Genomic DNA, 18263 nt, shown 5'->3' on the forward strand with positions numbered 1-18263 from the left:
GAACGCGGCCGCCGCCCTCGCCCGCGCTCCTCGGAAGGCTCGGGAAGGCTTTGCCCAGCGGCCCGGGCCTGGGCCCGGAGCCCGCAGTGGCCTCGGCCGACGCACCTGGAGGACGTGCCGGTCGGCCTGCCGCGATCCGCGTGGAATGCCGCTCCGGTCCGATGAGGTTGACTGGGGTCATGACTTCTCGTGCACGCGTCCGCGCCCCCGAACTGGTGGGCAAGGGCGGATGGCTGAACACCGGCGGCAAGGACCTGTCGCTGGTGGACTTCCGCGGCAAGATCGTGATCGCGGACTTCTGGACCTTCTGCTGCATCAACTGCCTCCACGTCCTGGACGAGCTCCGGGAGTTGGAGGAGAAGCACCGGGACACCGTGGTGATCGTCGGCGTGCACTCGCCGAAGTTCGTCCACGAGGCGGACCACCGGGCGGTGGTGGACGCGGTGGCCCGGTACGAGGTGCACCATCCGGTGTTGGACGACCCGGAGCTGGTGACGTGGAAGCAGTACGCGGTGCGGGCCTGGCCGACGCTGGTGGTGATCGACCCGGAGGGGTACGTGGTCGCGCAGCACGCGGGCGAGGGGCACGCGCACGCGATCGCCAGGCTGGTGGAGGAGCTGGAGGCGGAGCACGCGGCGAAGGGGACGCTGCGGCGCGGCGACGGGCCGTACGTGGCGCCCGAGCCGCAGGCGGGTGACCTGCGCTTCCCGGGGAAGGCGGTGCGGCTGCCGGACGGGCACTACCTGGTGGCCGACTCGGGGCACCACGCGCTGGTGGAGCTGGACGCGGACGGCGAGACGGTGCTGCGGCGGATCGGCGACGGGGTGCGCGGGCTGGTGGACGGGGCCGCGCCGCGGTTCAGCGAGCCGCAGGGCCTGGCGCTGGTGCCGGCCGGGCTCGGCCTGGGCTACGACGTGGTGGTGGCCGACACCGTGAACCACGCGCTGCGCGGGGTGCGGCTGGCGGACGGCAGCGTGACCACGCTGGCGGGCACCGGGAAGCAGTGGTGGCAGGGTTCGCCGACCTCCGGGGCGGCCCGCGAGGTGGACCTGTCCTCGCCGTGGGACGTGGCGTTCTTCGACGGCCGGGTGTGGATCGCCATGGCGGGCGTGCACCAGCTGTGGTCCTTCGACCCGGCGGCCGGGACGGTCGCCGTCGCGGCGGGCACCACCAACGAGGGCCTGGTGGACGGCCCGGCCGACGAGGCGTGGTTCGCCCAGCCGTCCGGCCTGGCGGTGTCCGCCGACGGCGGGCGGCTGTGGGTGGCCGACTCGGAGACCTCCGCGCTGCGCTGGGTTTCACGTGGAACCCACGAGGTGCGAACCGCCGTCGGCACCGGCCTGTTCGACTTCGGGCACCGGGACGGCGCGGCCGAACAGGCGCTGCTGCAGCACCCGTTGGGTGTGACCGTGCTGCCGGACGGCTCGGTGGCGGTCAGCGACACCTACAACCACGCGCTGCGCCGCTACGACCCGGCGTCCGGCGAGGTCAGCACGCTGGCGACCGACCTGCGCGAGCCGTCCGGCGCGGTGGTGGTGGACGGCGACATCGTGGTGGTGGAGTCGGCCCGGCACCGGCTGACCAGGCTGCGGCTGCCCGAGGAGGCGGTCCGGGTCGAGGCGGTCGCGCACCGCACGCAGCGGGCCGCCACCGAGGTCGCCCCGGGGGCGCTGCAGTTGGACGTGGTGTTCTCCGCGCCGACCGGCCAGAAGCTGGACGAGCGCTACGGCCCGTCGACCCGGCTGCTGGTCAGCGCGACGCCGCCGGAGCTGCTGGTGTCGGGCGCGGGCGCGGACAGCGCGCTGAGCCGCGAGCTGGTGCTCTCCGACGAGGTGGCCGAGGGCGTGCTGCACGTCTCGGCGATGGCGGCGTCCTGCGACGACGACCCGGAGATCGAGTACCCGGCCTGCCACGTGCACCAGCAGGACTGGGGCGTGCCGGTGCGGCTGGTGGCGGGCGGCGCGAGCCGGCTGCCGCTGGTGCTGGCCGGGATGGAGTGAGCGGGCGCGGGGTGCGGGCCGCGGGCCCGCACCCCGTAGGGCCTCAGCCCTCCAGGAAGGCCTTGATCGCGCTCGCCAGGTAGTGCGGGTCCTCGGCGCCGCACAGCTCGCGGGCGGAGTGCATGGACAGCGCGGCGATGCCGCAGTCCACGGTGGTGATGCCGAGCCGGGCCGCGGTGATCGGGCCGATCGTGGTGCCGCAGGGCATCGCGTTGTTGGAGACGAAGGACTGCCACGGCACGCCGGCCTTCTCGCAGGCGGCGGCGAACACCGCCCGGCCGACCCCGTCGGTGGCGTACCGGTTGTTGACGTTGACCTTGAGGATCGGGCCGCCGTTGGGCATCGGGTGGTGGCCGGGCTCGTGCCGCTCGCTGTAGTTGGGGTGCACGGCGTGGCCCATGTCGGAGGACAGGCAGACGGTGCCGGCCAGCGCGCGGGCGCGGTCCTCCAGGGTGCCGCCGCGGGCGTGGCAGGAGCGCTCCAGCACGTTGCCGAGCAGCGGGCTCTGCGCGCCGGTGTCGGACTCGCTGCCGGTCTCCTCGTGGTCGAACGCGGCCAGCACCGGGATGTACGGCAGGTCGCCGCCGGCCTCGGCGACGGCGGCCAGCGCGGCGGTGGCGGCGTGCACGGACAGCTGGTTGTCCAGCCGGGGCCCGGCCAGCAGTTCGCGGTCGCGGCCCAGGTAGGCGGGCGGCTGCACGTCGTGCGCCATCAGGTCCCAGCCGGCGATGTCGGCGGCGGCCAGGCCGGCCTTGTCCGCGACGTACTCGAGCAGGGCGCCCTCGGTGGTGCCGCCGATTCCCCAGATCGGCGTCAGGTGGCGCTGGCGGTCGAGCTTGAGGCCGTCGTTGACCCCGCGGTCGAGGTGGATGGCCAGCTGCGGGACGCGCAGCAGCGGCTCGTCCAGGTGCACCAGCCGGGTGGTGCCGTCGCGCAGCGCGAGCCGGCCGGAGAGCCCGAGGTCCCGGTCGAGCCAGGTGTTGAGCGGGACGCCGCCGTAGATCTCCACGGCGACCTGCCGCCAGCCGGCCGAGCTGGTGTCGGGGACGGGCTTGACCCGTAGGTTCGGCGAGTCGGTGTGGGTGCCGACCACCCGGTAGGGGGTGGCGGCCGTCGCGTTCTCCGGCACGTACCAGGCGACCAGCGCGCCCCCGCGCACCAGGTAGCGGCCCCCGCTGCCGCCGTCCCAGGCGTCCGTCTCGCTGACCCGGCGGAAGCCGACCCGCTCCAGCCGCTCGGCCGCGCTCGCCACCGCGTGGTACGGCGAGGGGGAGGAGGCGAGGAAGGCGATGAGGTCGTCCGTGTGCTTCCGGTCGAAGTGGGCCGTTCGGGCGGCGGTCGACATTTTGCTCCTGGGTAGAGGGCGGGACGGGCCGGTTGGGGTTGCGGGTCCGCCCCCTGAGCATATGCCCGTACACGGACAGGGCCGCGGCAAGTCCGCAACGGTGACACAACGGTGAACGGGCCGCGACCCAACGCCACGGAGGGCGCCGCGCGGGGCCCGGAACGACACCGCGGGGCCCGGTGCAGTACCGGGCCCCGCGGGGTGAGGGTGGGTCGGGCGGTCCTGTGCCGGACGCCGGGTCAGAACGCCTCTTCGGCCAGCTCCATCAGCTCGTTGTCGACGTTCTCGGCGATCTGGCGCTGCGCGGCGGTGGTCGGCAGCACGGTGCGGGCGAAGTGCTTCGCGGCGGCGACCTTGCCCCGGTAGAACGGGACGTCCTTCTCGGAAGCGCCGGCCTCCAACTTGGCCAGCGCGACGGCGGCCTGGCGCAGCAGCAGCCAGCCGACCACCACGTCGCCGGAGACCAGCAGCAGGCGGGTGGTGTTCTGGCCCACCTTGTACATGTTCTTGACGTCGGCCTCGACGGCCGACAGGTCGGCGATCAGCTTGCCGACGATGGCCTCCAGGTCGCCCGCGGCCTTGGCCAGCAGGTCGCGCTCGGCGGCCAGTTCGGCGCCGCCCTCGCCGGTGGCGAGGAACTTGGTGATCTGCTCGTTGACGGCGGTCAGCGCCTGGCCGCCGTCCTTGACGATCTTCCGGAAGAAGAAGTCCTGGCCCTGGATGGCGGTGGTGCCCTCGTACAGGGTGTCGATCTTGCCGCGCAGGCGGGCGGCGAGCATGTCGTCCTGCACCGAGGCGGTGTAGAGGACCAGGGCGCGCATGCCCTCGGCGTACGCCTTCTGGGTGAGCAGCGAGCGGCGCACGTCGGGGTGGTGGGTGATGGTGACGCGCGGCGCGGTCTTGTCCATGAACTGCGCGAGGTCGGCGCCCTGCACGCGCTCCTTGGCGTACTCCAGCGCGTTCAGGTAGCCGGTGGACAGGGTGGCGATGGCCTTCGTGCCGACCATCATCCGGGCGAACTCGATGATCTTGAACATCTGGCGGATGCCGTCGACGGTCTCGCCGAGCAGCCAGCCCTTGGCGGGGTGCTTGGCGCCGAAGGTCATCTCGCAGGTGTTGGACGCCTTGAGGCCCATCTTGTGCTCGACGTTGGTGGCGTAGACGCCGTTGCGCTCGCCGAGCTCGCCGGTCTCCCAGTCGAAGTCGAACTTCGGCACGATGTACAGGCCCAGGCCCTTGGTGCCCGGCTTGCCGCCCTCGGGGCGGGCCAGCACCAGGTGGATGATGTTCTCGGACATGTCGTGCTCGCCCGAGGTGATGAAGCGCTTGACGCCCTCGATGTGCCAGGAGCCGTCCTCCTGCTTGACCGCCTTGGTGCGGCCGGCGCCCACGTCGGAGCCGGCGTCCGGCTCGGTCAGCACCATGGTGGCGCCCCACAGGCCCTCGACCATGCGCTGGGCGACCTTCTGCTGCTCCTCGGTGCCCTCGTCGTGGACGACGCCGGCGAAGGCCGGGCCGGAGGAGTACATCCAGATCGCCGGGTTGGAGCCGAGCACCTGCTCCGCGTACGCCCAGACCAGGGAGTTCGGGGTGACCTGGCCGCCGATGCCCTCCGGGATGCCCAGGCGCCACCACTCGGCGTCCATGAAGGTCTGGTAGCTCTTCTTGAAGGTCTCCGGGATCGGAGCGGTGTTGGTCTCCGGGTCGAACACCGGCGGGTTGCGGTCGGCGTCGACGAACGAGGCGGCGAGGTCGTTCTCGGCCAGCCGGGCGATCTCGCTGAGGATGTTCTTCGCGGTGTCGACGTCCATCTCGGCGAACGGACCGGTGCCGTACACCTGGTCGCGGCCGAACACCTCGAAGAGGTTGAACTCCACGTCCCGCAGGTTGGACTTGTAGTGACCCATGACCGTTTCTCCGGTTCGTCTGCTCCACGGGCGGCCGCTTCCGGCGCACCGCTTACCCACCAGTACGCCCCATGATGCTACCGGTTGGTAACTTGTTCAAGCCCCCGGACGTCACCAGGGTATGAACGTGGTCACGTCCCACAATGGCCCCCGGCCCGGGATTGTGCGGATCACCCGCCCCCAAGCGGGGCGCGGCCCGATAGCCTTGTCCCCGTGTACGGCTACGAGCAGAGCGCCTACCAGGACCCCTACCAGCAGCAGATGCAGCAGGGGATGTCCGGCATGCCCGGCCCCGGGTACGGCGACCCGCAGGCCGCCCAGCAGTCGCTCTACCCCGAACCCTCGCCGCCCTCGCTGGCGGACGCGGTGCGCGCCTTCACCACCGGCGCGATGCCGGTGGAGGACTTCCAGGCCATCTTCATCACCTCCAAGGTGTACTGCCCGCGCGGCGACCGCCCCGGCTTCCTGGCCCTGCACAACACCCCGACCCCGGTGATCCCGATGTTCAGCTCGCTCAAGGAGCTGAAGCGGTACGCGGGCAAGGAGTCCAAGCACTTCTCGGTCACCGGCGCCGAGGTCCTCGACCTGCTGCCCACCGGGTACGGCTTCGCCCTCGACATGGAGGGCGAGCACCGGATGGTGTTCGACGCCCGCGCGGTCGAGCAGATGGTGGACTTCACCATGCGCCGGATGTACGGCTGACCCTCCCCGCCCCCGTCCCTCCCCACCCGTCCCCTCCCGGGCGGGAATGCGGGCCAATAGTTCAACGTTCAACCTTGCGAGTGGTTGAGCATTGAACTACTGTGGTGGACACAGGCCACAGACCCGCCGAAGGAGGCCGACATGCCCGCCGTGACCGTCGAGAACCCGCTGACCCTGCCGTGCGTCACCACCCCCGACCCGGTGCACAGCACCGCCCGGCCGGTCCTCACCGTGGCCACCGCCCCCGAGGGCTACGAGGGCGAGGGCTTCCCCGTCCGCCGCGCCTTCGCCAAGATCAACACCAAGTTCCTCGACCCGTTCATCATGATGGACCAGATGGGCGAGGTGGACTACGAGGCCGGCGAGCCCAAGGGCACCCCCTGGCACCCGCACCGCGGCTTCGAGACCGTCACCTACATCATCGACGGCACCTTCATCCACCGTGACTCGCACGGCGGCGGCGGCACCATCACCGACGGCGACACCCAGTGGATGACGGCCGGCTCCGGCCTGCTGCACATCGAGACCCCGCCGGAGTCCCTGGTGATGTCCGGCGGCCTGTTCCACGGCCTGCAGCTGTGGGTCAACCTGCCCGCCTCGGACAAGATGATCACCCCCAAGTACCAGGACATCCGCGGCGGCAGCGTCAAGCTGCTCACCTCCGCGGACGGCGGCGCGCTGATCCGCGTCATCGCCGGCGAGGTCGACGGCCACCAGGGGCCCGGCGCCACCCACACGCCGATCACCATGACCCACGTCTCGCTCACCCCCGGCGCGCAGCTCACCCTGCCCTGGCGCGCGGACTTCAACGCCCTCGCGTACGGTCTGGCCGGCAGCGGCTCGGCGGGCGAGGAGCGGCGGCCGTTCCGCACCGGCCAGGCCGTGGTCTTCGGCGACGGCGACAGCCTGACCGTCCGCGCCGACGAGAAGCAGGACTCGCGCTCCGCCACCTTCGAGTTCGTCCTGCTCGGCGGCCTCCCGATCCGCGAGCCCGTCGCCTGGTACGGCCCGTTCGTGATGAACAGCCACCGCGAGCTCCAGCAGGCCATGGAGGACTTCCAGGCCGGCCGCCTCGGCACCGTCCCCGCCGACGAGAACTGACCCGTCCGGCACCACCCGCAAGCCCGCGCCGGACCCTGCCCAGAAGGGACGGCGCGGGCTTCGACGTCTCCGGAGGCGACTCCGTTCCGGTGAGACGGCTCAGGCAGGGCAGCGTGTGCCCGGTACCGCGGGTACGGGTGCAGACCCATACGCCGCCGAACCGAGCGAGGGATTACCGGTGGACCCGTACGAGACATCGCCCGAACCGGGGAAAAGAAGCGCGGGGCGCCTGTGGGGGCGGATCGCCTTGCTGGTGTTCCTGCCACCGGTCGCTCTGGTCCTGGTATGGCGCTCGCACCGGCTGCGGCGGGGCGGTCAGGTTCTGCTGACGGTACTGTGCGTGCTCTGGACGATGCTGCTGCTCGCACTGATCATCAGCCCGCTGACGGGGAAGAACGCCCCCACCCCGAGCGGGAGCACACCTTCGCCGACACCCGGCGGCAGCCCCAGCACGTCGAGCGCGCTCCCGTCACCGAGCCCGACGCCGACCCCCGGTCCGACGCCGACACCGAGCCCGGCGCCAACAGCGGGCGAGCCGACGGTCGTCGTGAGCCCGCCCGCCGTGGTGACGCCGACGCCCGAAACGACCACGCCCGAACCTGCGACCAGCAGTGCGCCGGCCGAGCCGTACTACAAGAACTGCACCGAGGCGAAGGCCGCCGGCGCCGCGCCGCTGCACCGCGGGGAGCCGGGCTACCGCTCCGCGCTCGACCGGGACGGGGACGGGATCGCCTGCGAGAAGTAGCGGGCGGAACCGGGCGGGGGGCGGGGGCGTTCGGAGGGGTGCCGGGCGGACGGTCCGGACGGGGGCAGGGGGAAGGGGCGGCGGGATGCCGGAGGACGACTACCTGAGCGGCACCATCCGGGCGTACGACCGGGATCCGGGGCGCTACGAGCGGGCGACCGCCGGGATGCTGCCGGAGGCCGAGCTGGACGCGTTCGTCGGGATGCTGCCCGACCGGGCCGGGCGGGTGCTGGACGTCGGCTGCGCGTTCGGGCGGGACACCGGGCTGCTCGCCGCGCGGGGGCTGCGGGCGCAGGGGGTGGACCTGTCGGCCGCGTTCGTGGCCCGGGCCGCCGAGCGGCACCCGGAGCTGCCGTTCCGGGTCATGGACGCCCGCCGGCTGGACTTCCCCGACGGGCACTTCGCCGGGATCTGGTGCCAGGCCACGCTGCTGCACCTGAAGGACCACGACGTGAGCGCGGCGCTGGCCGGGTTCCGCCGGGTGCTGGTGCCCGGCGGGGCGCTGTTCGCCGGGTTCAAGGAGGGCGAGGGCGAGGAGGAGGTCGTCGAGCGCTTCAGCAGCGACGCGTCCCGGTTCTACCGCTACCAGTCCGCGGCCGGCGTCACCGCCCTGCTGGAGGGCGCCGGTTTCCGGGTCGCGGCCGTCGAACGCTCCCACGAGGCGGAGCGCTACGGCCCCGGCCACCGCGACCTGACCTGGCTGCACGCCTTCGCCCACGCCCCGGGCGGCCGCGGGGCGTAGCCGCCGGCCGCGCCCGGGCCCGCCCGCACCGTCCCCGGACGGCGCGGGCGGGCTTTTCCGCGTTCCGGGCTCAACCTTCCGGCGGGCCCGCGCATTGAGAACGGGTGACAGGGGTGAGCAGCCGGAGGGGCGGATGCGCGGACACGACGAGTTGAGCTTCGAGGAGTACGCGGCCGGATCCGGGCGGCGGCTGTACCGGACGGCGTACCTGCTGTGCGGGGACACCCACCGGGCCGAGGACCTCGCCCAGACCACGCTGGCCAAACTGTTCGCGCACTGGCGGCGGGCGTCCCGGATGGAGCACCTCGACGCCTACGCCCGGACGGTGCTGACCAGGACGTTCCTGGGCGAGCAGCGCCGGCGGGCGGTGGCCCGGCGGCTCGGGATGCTGGCGTCCCGGCCCGAGGAGTCGCCCCCGGGCGGGGACACCGACCTGCGGGTGACGCTGCTCCACGCGCTGGACCTACTGCCGTCCCGGGCAAGGGCGATGGTCGTCCTGCGGTACTGGGAGGACCTGAGCGTGGAGACCGTGGCCGACCTGCTCGGGTGCAGCACCGGCACGGTCAAGAGCCAGTGCTCGCGCGCGCTGGCCCGGCTCCGCGAGCAGCTGGGCGAGCCGAGCCCGTACGCACCCGCGTGAGCCCGCCCGCGTGAGCCCGTGCGCGGGCCCGGCGGGCCGAGAACGAGACACCACACCGCGAAGGAGCATGGACGTGCAGGAGCAGGAAGGGGCGCCCGGGGCGCTCTTCGTCCGGGAGGCGATGGGCCGGGCCACCGAGGAGCTGGCCGAGCCGCCCGGGCTGACGGCAGGGGCGGTCCGGGAGGGCCGCCGGCGGCGGCTGCGGGCGCGGCTGGCGGTCGGCGGGGCGGCGGTGTGCACGGCGGCGCTGGCCGCGACGGGGCTGGCCGCCCTCCCCGGCACCGGCGGCGGGAGCGGCGGGGACGCGGGGCCCGCGCCGCTGCAGATGGCCGCGGCGCCGGCCGCCGGCCCGCGGGTCTTCCCGACCACGACGGTCGTCCCGACCGCGTCGCCCGACCCCTCGGCCTCCGGCCCGGCGGTTCCGGAGGCCGAGCGGCTGCGGATCGAGGACTTCCGGCAGCGCAGCGCCAACGTGCTGCACGACCTGCTGCCGGCGGAGGTCGGCTCGATCAGCCTGCTCAGCGACCACGTCTCCGACTACCTCGGGGAGTCCCCGCGGGGCGACCTGCTGCTGCGGCTCTCGGTGCGCCCGCACACCGGCGGGGGCCCGCCGGACGGACCCTGCACGAACACCCCGGTCGGACAGGAGGTACGGGTCAAGACCGCGGTCTGCAAGCGGGTCCGGGTGACCGACACCGTCACCGGCACCACCTGGCGGGCGGTGGACGGCGACGGCCTGACCTCCACCAGTGTGAGCTTCCGGCTCGGCAGCAGCGACGTGTACGTGGGGATCATGCCGTACGGGAAGAACCGGCTCTCGTCGCCGGTGCCGGTCGACCAGGTCGTCGCCTTCGCCCAGCAGCCCCGGGTCATGGCGCTGCTGGACGAGGGCGACCGGCACCCGGTGGAGGAAGCCCAGCTCTCCGGCCCCGCGTACGAGGAGTAGGGCTCCGCGCGCACCGCCCCGAGCGCCCGGCGGACGGCCCGCGGTGGGCGGCCCACGGCGGGCGGCCCACGGTGGGCGGCCCACGGCGGGCGGCCCACGGCGCAGCTATGTCATGCACATGCCTCACAAGGCGGGCCCACGGCCGCCGACACCCGACGAAGCAGGAGACACCGATGAAACAGCGCACCACCACGACCACCCTGCTGCTGGCCGCCGCCCTGCTGGTCGCGGCCGCCCCCGCGAACGCGCGCTCCGTGCCCCCGACGGGCGCGCAGGTCCAGAACGCCCAGACACAGGACGCGAACGCCCGGACCTGGCGGACGGACGCCTTCCCGGCCGGCGAGGGCGCCCTCAACCAGCCGGTCCGGGTCGGCGGCCACAGCACCTGGGCGCTCGGCAACCGGACGATCGGGCAGGGCCGGGAGCGGACCTCGGTCGGGATCGCCTACACCCGGGACGGCGCCGACGGCTCCTGGCGCGAACTCGCCCTCCCGGACGGCGTGCGGGGGCGGACCGCCGGCTCCGACGGCTCCGGCGGCACCTGGGTGACCGGCAGCGGACAGGGCACCACCACCCCGGTCAGCCGGTACCGCGCCGGGCAGTGGCAGACCGGGGAGGCGCCGCTGAACGCTCACGCCATGGGCGGCGGGCTCACCGGGTTCGCGACGGCCGGCGACCCGAACGACGTGTGGGCGGTCGGCTACTACCAGCCGGACGACTACCTGACCTTCTACGGCGTCATCGACCACTGGGACGGCAGGACCTGGCAGTCGGCGCCGACCCCCGACCTCGGCACCGACTACTGGACGCTCTCCGCCGTCGTCGCCAACAGCCCCACCGACATCTGGGCCTCCGGCAACGTCGGCAACGAGGACGGCTGGCCGCGCCCGCTGCTGCTGCACTACGACGGCCGCTCCTGGACCGAGGCCGCCACGCCCGACCTGGACACCCGCCCCGGCGAACTCACCGAACTGCTCGCACTCGGCCCGAACGACATCTGGGCGGCGGGCGCCGAGATCGGCCCGTCCCACCACGACAAGCCGACCGTCGCCCACTACGACGGCCACCGCTGGACGTACCAGGAGACCGGCATCGACGCGGGCCGGCTCTACGGCCTCACCCGCACCCAGGACGGGGTGGCCGTGGTCGGAGCGGCCGGCACCGGCGGCGTCTACCGGCCGACCGGCGCCCGCCTGACCCACCGCGGCTGGGAACCGCTGGACGTCCCGCAGAGCATCACCGCCGGCGGACGCCGCCCCAGCGGCATCGTGAACGTCGCGGGCCGGCTGACCGTCGTCGGCACCGACTACGACGGCCCGGCGGACGAGCGCGTGCAGCTGCCCTTCTCCGTGACCCGCTGACCGACCGGTCCCGCCGGGCCGGGGACGGCGGTGTCCACCGGCACGGCCTCCCTTGTGGTGGAAGGAAGTTGACCGGCCTTCAGATCGGATCCGCGGCGGGCGGCAGGTCGAGTTCGGCCAGCACGGTGGCGCCCGCCGCGGCCTTGTCCGGGCCGGGCCCGGACTCGGCTCCGGGGTCGGCGGCGCGCAGGCGGCGCAGCGCCTCGGTGAGGCGGTCGGTGGCGCCGCGGAGCTGGGCGGCGCGCTCGGCGTGCAGGCCGGTCATCGGGTCGTCGACGACGGTGACCGGGATGCCGCGTTCGCGGGCCGCGGCCAGCACCGCCTCGCCCGCCTCCGGGATCAGGGTGAGCGCGGAGGCCGCGAACAGGCCGCCGGCCAGGTTCTTCGGACGGCCGATCAGGTTCTTGGCGACGATCTCGCAGGGCAGCGAGCGCTCCTGCCGCTGGGCGGCGGCGGTCGCCGCCAGCGCGACGGTGAGCAGCGCCTCGGCGGCCCTGGTGACCAGCCACTTGCGGCCGGGGACGGGCGGCAGGAACTCGCGGATCCGGTCCACCTCGCGCTCGACCACCACGTCCGGCAGCAGGTCGACGGTGCTGTGGCAGCGGATCTCCAGCACCTTGCCCCAGGCCACCGACTCCCCGTCGAAGCCGAGCTCCTCGGGGCCGACCGCGACCTGGCCGAGGCCGTCCAGCAGGTGCAGCAGCCGCACCGCCGGGCCCGGGACGTGCGGGAGCCGGCCGACCAGCCCGGCCAGCGAGACCTCCCACTCCTCCGTCAGCGGCACTCCCGGCTTCGGGTGCGTCTCCAGCGCCCGCCGCGCCCAGTCCGAACCGGCCCTGGCCCGGGCCGAGGCCACCGCCCCCGTCACGGCCCCCGACACCGACCCCAGCGCGGCCCCGGCCCGCCGCCCGGCCCCCTCGCCGACCTGCTTGATCCCCACGCCGTCCTCCCCTGGTCCGTTCCGACCGCCACGCTACCGCCCGGGGGTGCGCGGATTGAGGGGGTGAGGATCGGGCGGTGGGGAATCGGGGGCGCGGGGCGGGGAGTTGGGGATGAGCGACGGTCAACTACCGAACCGGAGGACGGCATGGCGACGATTCACCGCACCACTTTGGAGCCGGGCAAGCTGGAGCTGCTCGCGGGGTGGCTGCCGGAGCAGGAGTGGTTCCGGGCGGGCGGCGGGGAGCTGGTGCGGGCCGGCGGGTTCCGGCTGGACGACCCGGCGGGCGAGGTGGGGATCGAGCTGATGGTGGTGGCGGACGGACGGGACGCCTACCTGGTGCCGATGGCGTACCGGGCGGCTCCGCTGGAGGGGGCGCCGGCGGGGGCGCTGATCGGGACGGCGGAGCACGGGGTGCTGGGCAAGCGCTGGTTCTACGACGGGGCGCAGGACCCGGTGGTGCGGGAGCAGTTGGCGCGGCTGCTGCACGGGGAGGCGGTGCCGCAGATGCAGAGCGAGAGCGACACGGTGGACGAGGGCGTGGCGGTGGCGCCGGTGGCGGCCGGGGCCGTGCCGGTGGTGCGCCGGGTGCTGGAGCCGGCCGGGGAGCCCGCGGCGGGCGAGGTGGTGGCCGGGTACACCGCGCCGGACGGGTCGGCGCGGCGGGCGGTGTTCGTGGCGGACGGCCGGGACTGACGGCCGGTCAGAGCCGGGCGTAGAGCGCGGCGGCGTCGTCGTGGGCCTTGCCGCGGGGCCAGCGCAGGCAGGCGGCGTCGCTGCGTTCGGCGGCCCGGACCTGGGCGATCAGTTCGGCGGGGCCGTCCTCCGCGAGCAGGCGGAGGGCGTCGGCCCAACTGCCGAGTTCCAGGCGGTCGGTGTAGCGGGCGGCGCCGTCGGAGAGGGCGGCCACGCCGTGCAGGTCGGTGCGGGCGACGGCGCCGGTCTCGGCGTGCTGGGCGGCGTGCGGGGTGGCGGCGGCGATCCACGGGCCGCGGCCGGTGTTGCGGGCGGCCCGGACGGCGATCGCGTACCGCAGGTAGAGCGCGGCGCGTTCGGCGGTGCCCGGGACGGTGGACCAGATCTGGCGGCGCAGCGCCTCGCCGCCGGGGAAGCGCTGGTTGTCGCCGATCACCCGGGGCGGGCCGTCCTTGAGGTGGAGCACCAGCAGGGAGTCGCCGAGCGCCAGGTACTCCAGGGTGTCGCCGCGCAGCCGGGCGGCGACCACCATGGCGGCGGGGGTGGCCGGGTTGGCGAGGTCGCAGGTGCCGCCGTGCAGGGCGGCGGTCTCGGCGATGGCGTCGGCCAGGCAGTCGGCCATCGGGCGGTCGGTGCGGTCGGTGAGCCTGGCGAGCAGGTGGACGCCGAGGCGGCGGACGTACCAGGCGATGCCGTGGGTGCAGCCGGACCGGAGGGTGTCCGGGGCGCTGGAGCCGTCCAGGAGGACCAGGGCCTCCGGGGTGGCGGCCGCGAAGTCCTCGTTGGCCCGGTCGGGGCGGCGCGCGTCGACTGCCAGCTCTACCCGCATGCCCACCAGTCTGCGGCCGGGGCCCGGCCCCGAACAGGGGGGCGACCGTGATCCCTTCGCGGATGATTCGGACATAATGGTGCAAAGGTATGCCAATCAGTCGCAGTGTCCCCGGCCCGGCCCCCGGCCGCCGGCCCCGGCAACAGGAGCACCCCATGGTCTGGCAGTTCTTCGTCCTGGTGATCGCCTCGATCGGCTTCCCGGTCCTCACCCTGCTGTTCATGATGGGCGGCCTGCAGTACCGCGACGAGCGGACGCACCCGCACGGCGCGGCGCGCCGGGGCTGACGGGGGCGATATCGGCTGACAGCACCCCCGGTCGGCATGGCAGGGTGTGCTCCTAGTACACCCGCTCCCGTCCAGGAGGTCCCGAATGAGCAGCGACACCCCCCCGGCCGCCGAGCCCGCGCCGGAGGCCGCCACCGACGCCGGCGCCGGCACCGAGGCCGCCCCGGAGGACCAGAAGGCCAAGTTCCTGGCCGCGCTGCAGCGCAAGGGCAACGGGAACCGCGGCTCGGCCGGCGGCCCCGGCGGCGACTCGAAGATCCACGGCGCCCACGGCGCGGCCGGCGGCAAGCGCACCTTCCGCCGCAAGAGCGGCGGCTGAGCGGCCGTCCGCCCGCCGGAAGTCCCGGACGGCCGGTCCCGCGCCCACCGCGCGGGGCCGGCCGTCCGGCGTTCCCGACGCCCCGTCACGTCCTTCCGACGCCCCGTCAGGCGGCCGGCGGCGCGGCGGGACCGGCCGGCACCCGGGCGAGTTCCAGCGCCGGCGGCCGCGGTGCGGTGAGGAAGGCCAGCGCGTTGTCGACCACCGCCGGTTCGACCAGCACCCGGCTGTGGCCCAGGCCCCGGGTGGTGAGCAGGCGCAGCTGCCGCTCGCCGTACGCGGCCCGCAGCAGGTGCGCCTGGCGGAGCGGGACGACGTCGTCGTCCTCGTCGTGCACCACCAGGATCGGCGCGGTGACCAGTTCGGGGCGGCGGGTGGCGTCGAAGCGCTGCCAGATGTCCCCGGCGCCGGGCAGCAGGACGCGTTCGATCCGCCGGACGAGGTCCGCCCGGAGGCGGTCGTTCAGGCCCAGGACGGTGCTGAACCCGTCCACCAGGTAGGCGAATTCGGCGACTCCGGCGACGGCGACCAGGCGCCCGACGGGGACGCCCTCGGCCATCGCCAGCAGGGTGCAGCAGGTGCCGAAGGAGTGCGCGACGGCGCCCTCGAACGGGCCGTGCCGTTCGGCGAGCCGGCCGATCAGCTCGCGGTACTCCAGGATCGTGGTGGCCCGCCCCGCGGAGTCGCCGTGGCCGGGCGCGTCGAAGGCGACCGGGCTCAGCCCGAGGTCGAGTAGCCCGCGCACGTACGGGGTGAAGCGGGACGCCCGGGAGCGCCAGCCGTGCACCAGCAGCACCGGGCGGCGGCCGTCGCCCCAGTGGTAGACCCGCGCCCGCTTGCCGTTGACCACCAGTTCCCCGGTGGTGGCGCGCTCGTGCAGGGCGCGTTCGGCGGGGCGGACCCGGCCGCGCAGGAGCGGGTTCCGGAAGAGTTCGAAGGCCACCCGGCCGGGCGGGGCGGTGGCGATCCGGGAGGTGGCGTTCAGCGCGGTGCGCACGAGTGCGGTAGCTGCCATGGGCCAGATATTAGCGCGACCGTTCGTACAGTCTTGGAGGGACGGGCGGCGGCCCGGCCCGAGGGGGGTCGGTCATCCGGTCGCGGGGCGGCCGAGCAGGCGGCGGGCGGTCCGCAGCGTCCGGCCGTGGCGGGACGGGTCGAGGCGCCCGCCGGGGCCGCCGTCAGCCGGTGTGCTCGTCCGGGAGGTACGGGGTCTCGCGGAGGAAGAGCGCCCCGCAGGTGTGGCAGTTGTGGTCGGGGTCCAGGGTCCAGCGGGCGGCGTCCTGGACGGGGGCGCCGTCGACGAGTTCCTTGCCGCACAGGGCGACGAGGTTCGCGTCGCGGACGATGTGCCAGCTGACCACGGAGTCCGTGGCACCGGTCGGGTCGGTCTCGGCGCGCATCTGGTGATTCATGATCACCATGGTCCGCCGCCCGGACCGGCCCGGCAATTCGCGCCGCGAGCGGCCCGCGGCGCGACCGGCCCGGACCGGCCCGCTCAGCCCTCGGCCGGGGGTTCCGGCAGCACCTCGCGGACCTCGACCGGCATGTTCATCGGCTTCCCGTCGGGCCCGGGCGCGGCGGAGAGCCGGGCCGCGAGCTCGACCGCCCGCTCCGGCGGGCAGTCGACCAGCCACCAGCCGAACAGGAACTCCTTGCCGTCCGGGAACGGCCCGCCGCTGACGGCGGGCGCCCCGCCGGTGGCCCGGACGATCCGGGCGGTCTCCGGCATCGCCAGGCCGCGGGCCTCCAGCAGCTCGCCGCCGGCGGTCAGTTCGGCCACCGCCCGCCGCATGTACCCGACGTGCTCGGCGACCGCCGCGGCCTCCCAGGTCGGGATCGGCGGGACGGCGGTGTCGAGTTGGCTGAAGTGCAGTTGCAGCAGGTACGCCACGGCGGGGCTCCTCACGGTGCGGTTCGCGGTCTTCCGCACCTGGGTCGGAGCCGGGCCGCCGTTCTCGACATCCCGGCTCGGTCCGGTCCGGACCCGGTCCGGACCCGCTCTGAATCCGCTCTGAATCCGTTGTGGACCCGGCCCGGACCCGGGCCCGGGTCAGTCGGCCGGGCGCAGCGCCCGCCAGGCCGCCAGGGTGGCCAGCAGCAGGGCGGCGCCGGAGAGCGAGAAGCCGATCCGGGCGTCGACGTGCTGGGCGACGAAGGTGACGGCGAGGCCGGTGAGCGGGAGGGTGCCGGTCATCGCGCTGCCCCACAGGGACATCACCCGGCCGCGCATCTCGGGGGCGGAGCGCAGCTGGGCCAGGGTGTTGGCGGTGGCGATGAACCAGATCGAGGTGAGGCCGACGGCGGCCAGGCCGACCACCGCGACGTAGATGTTCGGCGAGAGCGCGGTGGCCAGGATCGCCACCGAGGTGGCCAGCGCCAGGGTGCGCACCCGGCGCGGGGTGGGTTCGGGCGCGGCGGCGGCCAGCAGCGCGCCGGGCAGGCCGCCGACGCCGAACGCGGCCATCAGCAGGCCGTACCCGCCGCCGCCGCGGTGCAGGGCGTAGCTGACCAGCGGCGGGAGGGTGAGTCCCATGGCGAAGATCAGGCCGCTGGCGGCGGACATCGGCAGCAGGCCGCGGATGAGCGGGGAGCGCCAGGCGTAGGAGAGCCCCTCGCGGGCCTTGGCCTTCGGCCCGCCGGCCGGTTCGCGGCGCGGGGCGCCGCCGGCCGGGCGGAGCTTGATCAGGGCGATCATCGGAGCGGTGTAGGCGAGCGCGTTGAAGGCGAAGCAGAACGCGGGGCCGCTGGTGGCGAGCAGCGCGCCGGCGATGCTGGGGCCGATCACCCGGGAGGCGTTGAGCGCGACCTCCCAGAGGCCGACGGCGCTGGCCACCGCTCCGGAGCCGACCAGGTCGACCACGAAGACCTGCCGGGCCGGGGAGTCGACGGTGGTGATCAGCCCGGTGCAGGTGGCGAGCACCAGCAGCACCCACAGCCGGATCCCGCCGAAGGCGGCGATCAGTGCCAGGAGCACGCTGACGGCCATCATCAGGCTCTGGGTGACCATCAGCAGGCGGCGCCGGTCCGAGCGGTCGACCAGCGCGCCGGCCCACGGGCCGAGGAGCAGCGTCGGGCCCCAGGCGCAGGCCGTCTGGACGGTCAACCAGACGGCGTTGTGGGTGAGTTCGAGGATCATCCAGGACATGGCGACGCCCTGCGCGAGCCCGCCGGACGCGGACGTCAGCTGGCCGTAGAACCAGATGCGGAAGTCCCGCCCCTGGAGGGCGTTGCCCATCCGGGACAGCGCGCGACGGGTTGCGGAGGCCGGCTCCGCGGCTGTGGTGGTCATGGTCCCCTCCGATGGAAGGTCTAGACCTTAGCCGGAGGCGGCGGACGCTCCGCCAGCGGGTTTCGGAGCGTGAGACGCCCGGGAACGAGGCGGGGACGAGACCGGGAAGAGGCCGGGACGAGGCGGGGCCGGGCACGAACGGGCGGCCCGCCGCCGGGTCAGGAGGCGGTGCGCAGCAGCGCGGCGGCGGCCGGGCCCGGGGTGAGGACCTTGTCGAAGCTGACGGTGGCGCCGCGCAGCGGGTGGGTGCGCAGCTGGACCCGGTCGGCCAGGGCGTGGATCAGGAACAGGCCGCGGCCGCACTCGGCGTCCAGGTCGGGGAGGGTGTCGGCGGCGGGGACCGGCAGGGCGGGACGCAGCGGGGGCAGCACGTGGGTGTCGTAGGGGGCGGGGCGGTCCCTGTCTCTTTTACAC

The 18263-nt window shown here is 74.5% G+C and carries 19 protein-coding genes and 1 pseudogene; 11 read left to right on the top strand and 9 right to left on the bottom strand.

Annotated features, from left to right (window positions below):
• The first annotated feature begins 179 nt into the window (after positions 1-179).
• Positions 180-2000 carry an NHL domain-containing thioredoxin family protein gene (locus IH44_RS0110885; protein WP_030459262.1) on the top strand — a complete coding sequence of 607 codons (1821 nt, stop codon included), beginning with the start codon at positions 180-182 and terminating at the stop codon, positions 1998-2000.
• A 43-nt stretch (positions 2001-2043) separates the two neighbouring features.
• Here the strand turns inward: IH44_RS0110885 and IH44_RS0110890 are convergent, their stop codons facing one another.
• Both IH44_RS0110890 and IH44_RS0110895 read right to left on the bottom strand, forming a co-directional pair.
• Entirely contained in the window at positions 2044-3345 is a 1302-nt protein-coding gene (locus IH44_RS0110890; protein ID WP_030459263.1) for a M18 family aminopeptidase, read from the bottom strand.
• 239 nt (positions 3346-3584) lie between these two features.
• Positions 3585-5252: an acyl-CoA dehydrogenase gene (locus tag IH44_RS0110895; RefSeq protein WP_030459264.1), complete on the bottom strand. Its 1668-nt coding sequence runs from the start codon at positions 5250-5252 to the stop codon at positions 3585-3587.
• A 213-nt stretch (positions 5253-5465) separates the two neighbouring features.
• Between IH44_RS0110895 and IH44_RS0110900 the strand changes: the two genes are divergently transcribed.
• The 7 genes from IH44_RS0110900 to IH44_RS0110930 all read left to right on the top strand — a co-directional run bounded on the left by IH44_RS0110900 (position 5466) and on the right by IH44_RS0110930 (position 11489).
• The gene (locus IH44_RS0110900; RefSeq protein WP_030459265.1) at positions 5466-5954 is read left to right on the top strand and encodes an SseB family protein; all 489 of its coding nucleotides are present in this window, start codon (positions 5466-5468) and stop codon (positions 5952-5954) included.
• 141 nt (positions 5955-6095) lie between these two features.
• Entirely contained in the window at positions 6096-7055 is a 960-nt protein-coding gene (locus IH44_RS0110905) for a pirin family protein (RefSeq protein ID WP_030459266.1), read from the top strand.
• A 178-nt stretch (positions 7056-7233) separates the two neighbouring features.
• The gene (locus tag IH44_RS47200) at positions 7234-7800 is read left to right on the top strand and encodes an excalibur calcium-binding domain-containing protein (RefSeq protein WP_232794896.1); all 567 of its coding nucleotides are present in this window, start codon (positions 7234-7236) and stop codon (positions 7798-7800) included.
• A gap of 85 nt (positions 7801-7885) precedes the next feature.
• Positions 7886-8542, top strand: a complete 657-nt coding sequence (locus IH44_RS42610) for a bifunctional 2-polyprenyl-6-hydroxyphenol methylase/3-demethylubiquinol 3-O-methyltransferase UbiG (protein ID WP_051816757.1) — start codon at positions 7886-7888, stop codon at positions 8540-8542.
• Positions 8543-8675: 133 nt separating this feature from the next.
• Positions 8676-9182 (top strand): SigE family RNA polymerase sigma factor, encoded by a 507-nt coding sequence (locus tag IH44_RS0110920; protein ID WP_030459269.1) that lies wholly within the window; start codon positions 8676-8678, stop codon positions 9180-9182.
• Between the two features lie 73 nt (positions 9183-9255).
• Entirely contained in the window at positions 9256-10128 is an 873-nt protein-coding gene (locus tag IH44_RS0110925; protein WP_157852258.1) for a hypothetical protein, read from the top strand.
• Positions 10129-10301: 173 nt separating this feature from the next.
• A complete protein-coding gene (locus IH44_RS0110930; protein ID WP_030459271.1) occupies positions 10302-11489 on the top strand; it encodes a hypothetical protein in 1188 nt (395 codons plus the stop codon).
• A gap of 79 nt (positions 11490-11568) precedes the next feature.
• Here the strand turns inward: IH44_RS0110930 and IH44_RS0110935 are convergent, their stop codons facing one another.
• Entirely contained in the window at positions 11569-12429 is an 861-nt protein-coding gene (locus tag IH44_RS0110935; protein WP_030459272.1) for a hypothetical protein, read from the bottom strand.
• A 147-nt stretch (positions 12430-12576) separates the two neighbouring features.
• Between IH44_RS0110935 and IH44_RS0110940 the strand changes: the two genes are divergently transcribed.
• Positions 12577-13125, top strand: coding sequence for a hypothetical protein (locus IH44_RS0110940; RefSeq protein WP_030459273.1), 549 nt, complete (start codon positions 12577-12579; stop codon positions 13123-13125).
• Positions 13126-13132: 7 nt separating this feature from the next.
• Here the strand turns inward: IH44_RS0110940 and IH44_RS0110945 are convergent, their stop codons facing one another.
• The gene (locus IH44_RS0110945) at positions 13133-13954 is read right to left on the bottom strand and encodes a hypothetical protein (protein WP_030459274.1); all 822 of its coding nucleotides are present in this window, start codon (positions 13952-13954) and stop codon (positions 13133-13135) included.
• A gap of 155 nt (positions 13955-14109) precedes the next feature.
• On the opposite strand from IH44_RS0110945, the gene IH44_RS49065 reads away from it, so the two are divergent.
• Positions 14110-14241, top strand: coding sequence for a hypothetical protein (locus IH44_RS49065; RefSeq protein WP_255358057.1), 132 nt, complete (start codon positions 14110-14112; stop codon positions 14239-14241).
• A gap of 85 nt (positions 14242-14326) precedes the next feature.
• Positions 14327-14560, top strand: a complete 234-nt coding sequence (locus IH44_RS0110955) for a DUF5302 domain-containing protein (protein ID WP_030459275.1) — start codon at positions 14327-14329, stop codon at positions 14558-14560.
• A gap of 106 nt (positions 14561-14666) precedes the next feature.
• Here the strand turns inward: IH44_RS0110955 and IH44_RS0110960 are convergent, their stop codons facing one another.
• The 5 genes and pseudogenes from IH44_RS0110960 to IH44_RS0110980 form a co-directional block, all read right to left on the bottom strand.
• Complete coding sequence (locus IH44_RS0110960) at positions 14667-15575, bottom strand: alpha/beta hydrolase (protein ID WP_081966824.1); 909 nt, start codon at positions 15573-15575, stop codon at positions 14667-14669.
• A gap of 163 nt (positions 15576-15738) precedes the next feature.
• Positions 15739-15972, bottom strand: a complete 234-nt coding sequence (locus IH44_RS0110965; protein WP_030459277.1) for a hypothetical protein — start codon at positions 15970-15972, stop codon at positions 15739-15741.
• 83 nt (positions 15973-16055) lie between these two features.
• Positions 16056-16451, bottom strand: a complete 396-nt coding sequence (locus tag IH44_RS0110970; RefSeq protein ID WP_030459278.1) for a YciI family protein — start codon at positions 16449-16451, stop codon at positions 16056-16058.
• Positions 16452-16610: 159 nt separating this feature from the next.
• Positions 16611-17849, bottom strand: coding sequence for an MFS transporter (locus IH44_RS0110975; protein ID WP_030459279.1), 1239 nt, complete (start codon positions 17847-17849; stop codon positions 16611-16613).
• Positions 17850-18007: 158 nt separating this feature from the next.
• Positions 18008-18263, bottom strand: a pseudogene (locus IH44_RS0110980) (hypothetical protein); the annotation flags it as partial.

Origin of the sequence: Kitasatospora sp. NRRL B-11411, assembly GCF_000721345.1 — a bacterium.
Taxonomy (GTDB): Bacteria; Actinomycetota; Actinomycetes; order Streptomycetales; family Streptomycetaceae; genus Kitasatospora; species Kitasatospora cineracea.

What these genes read in the sequence shown, in the direction of transcription:
- IH44_RS0110885 (WP_030459262.1), top strand. Translation starts at nt 180, where the DNA reads ATGACTTCTCGTGCACGCGTCCGCGCCCCCGAACTGGTGGGCAAGGGC.
- IH44_RS0110890 (WP_030459263.1), bottom strand. Translation starts at nt 3,345, where the DNA reads ATGTCGACCGCCGCCCGAACGGCCCACTTCGACCGGAAGCACACGGAC.
- IH44_RS0110895 (WP_030459264.1), bottom strand. Translation starts at nt 5,252, where the DNA reads ATGGGTCACTACAAGTCCAACCTGCGGGACGTGGAGTTCAACCTCTTC.
- IH44_RS0110905 (WP_030459266.1), top strand. Translation starts at nt 6,096, where the DNA reads ATGCCCGCCGTGACCGTCGAGAACCCGCTGACCCTGCCGTGCGTCACC.
- IH44_RS42610 (WP_051816757.1), top strand. Translation starts at nt 7,886, where the DNA reads ATGCCGGAGGACGACTACCTGAGCGGCACCATCCGGGCGTACGACCGG.
- IH44_RS0110920 (WP_030459269.1), top strand. Translation starts at nt 8,676, where the DNA reads ATGCGCGGACACGACGAGTTGAGCTTCGAGGAGTACGCGGCCGGATCC.
- IH44_RS0110930 (WP_030459271.1), top strand. Translation starts at nt 10,302, where the DNA reads ATGAAACAGCGCACCACCACGACCACCCTGCTGCTGGCCGCCGCCCTG.
- IH44_RS0110940 (WP_030459273.1), top strand. Translation starts at nt 12,577, where the DNA reads ATGGCGACGATTCACCGCACCACTTTGGAGCCGGGCAAGCTGGAGCTG.
- IH44_RS0110945 (WP_030459274.1), bottom strand. Translation starts at nt 13,954, where the DNA reads ATGCGGGTAGAGCTGGCAGTCGACGCGCGCCGCCCCGACCGGGCCAAC.
- IH44_RS49065 (WP_255358057.1), top strand. Translation starts at nt 14,110, where the DNA reads ATGGTCTGGCAGTTCTTCGTCCTGGTGATCGCCTCGATCGGCTTCCCG.
- IH44_RS0110955 (WP_030459275.1), top strand. Translation starts at nt 14,327, where the DNA reads ATGAGCAGCGACACCCCCCCGGCCGCCGAGCCCGCGCCGGAGGCCGCC.
- IH44_RS0110960 (WP_081966824.1), bottom strand. Translation starts at nt 15,575, where the DNA reads ATGGCAGCTACCGCACTCGTGCGCACCGCGCTGAACGCCACCTCCCGG.
- IH44_RS0110965 (WP_030459277.1), bottom strand. Translation starts at nt 15,972, where the DNA reads ATGAATCACCAGATGCGCGCCGAGACCGACCCGACCGGTGCCACGGAC.
- IH44_RS0110975 (WP_030459279.1), bottom strand. Translation starts at nt 17,849, where the DNA reads ATGACCACCACAGCCGCGGAGCCGGCCTCCGCAACCCGTCGCGCGCTG.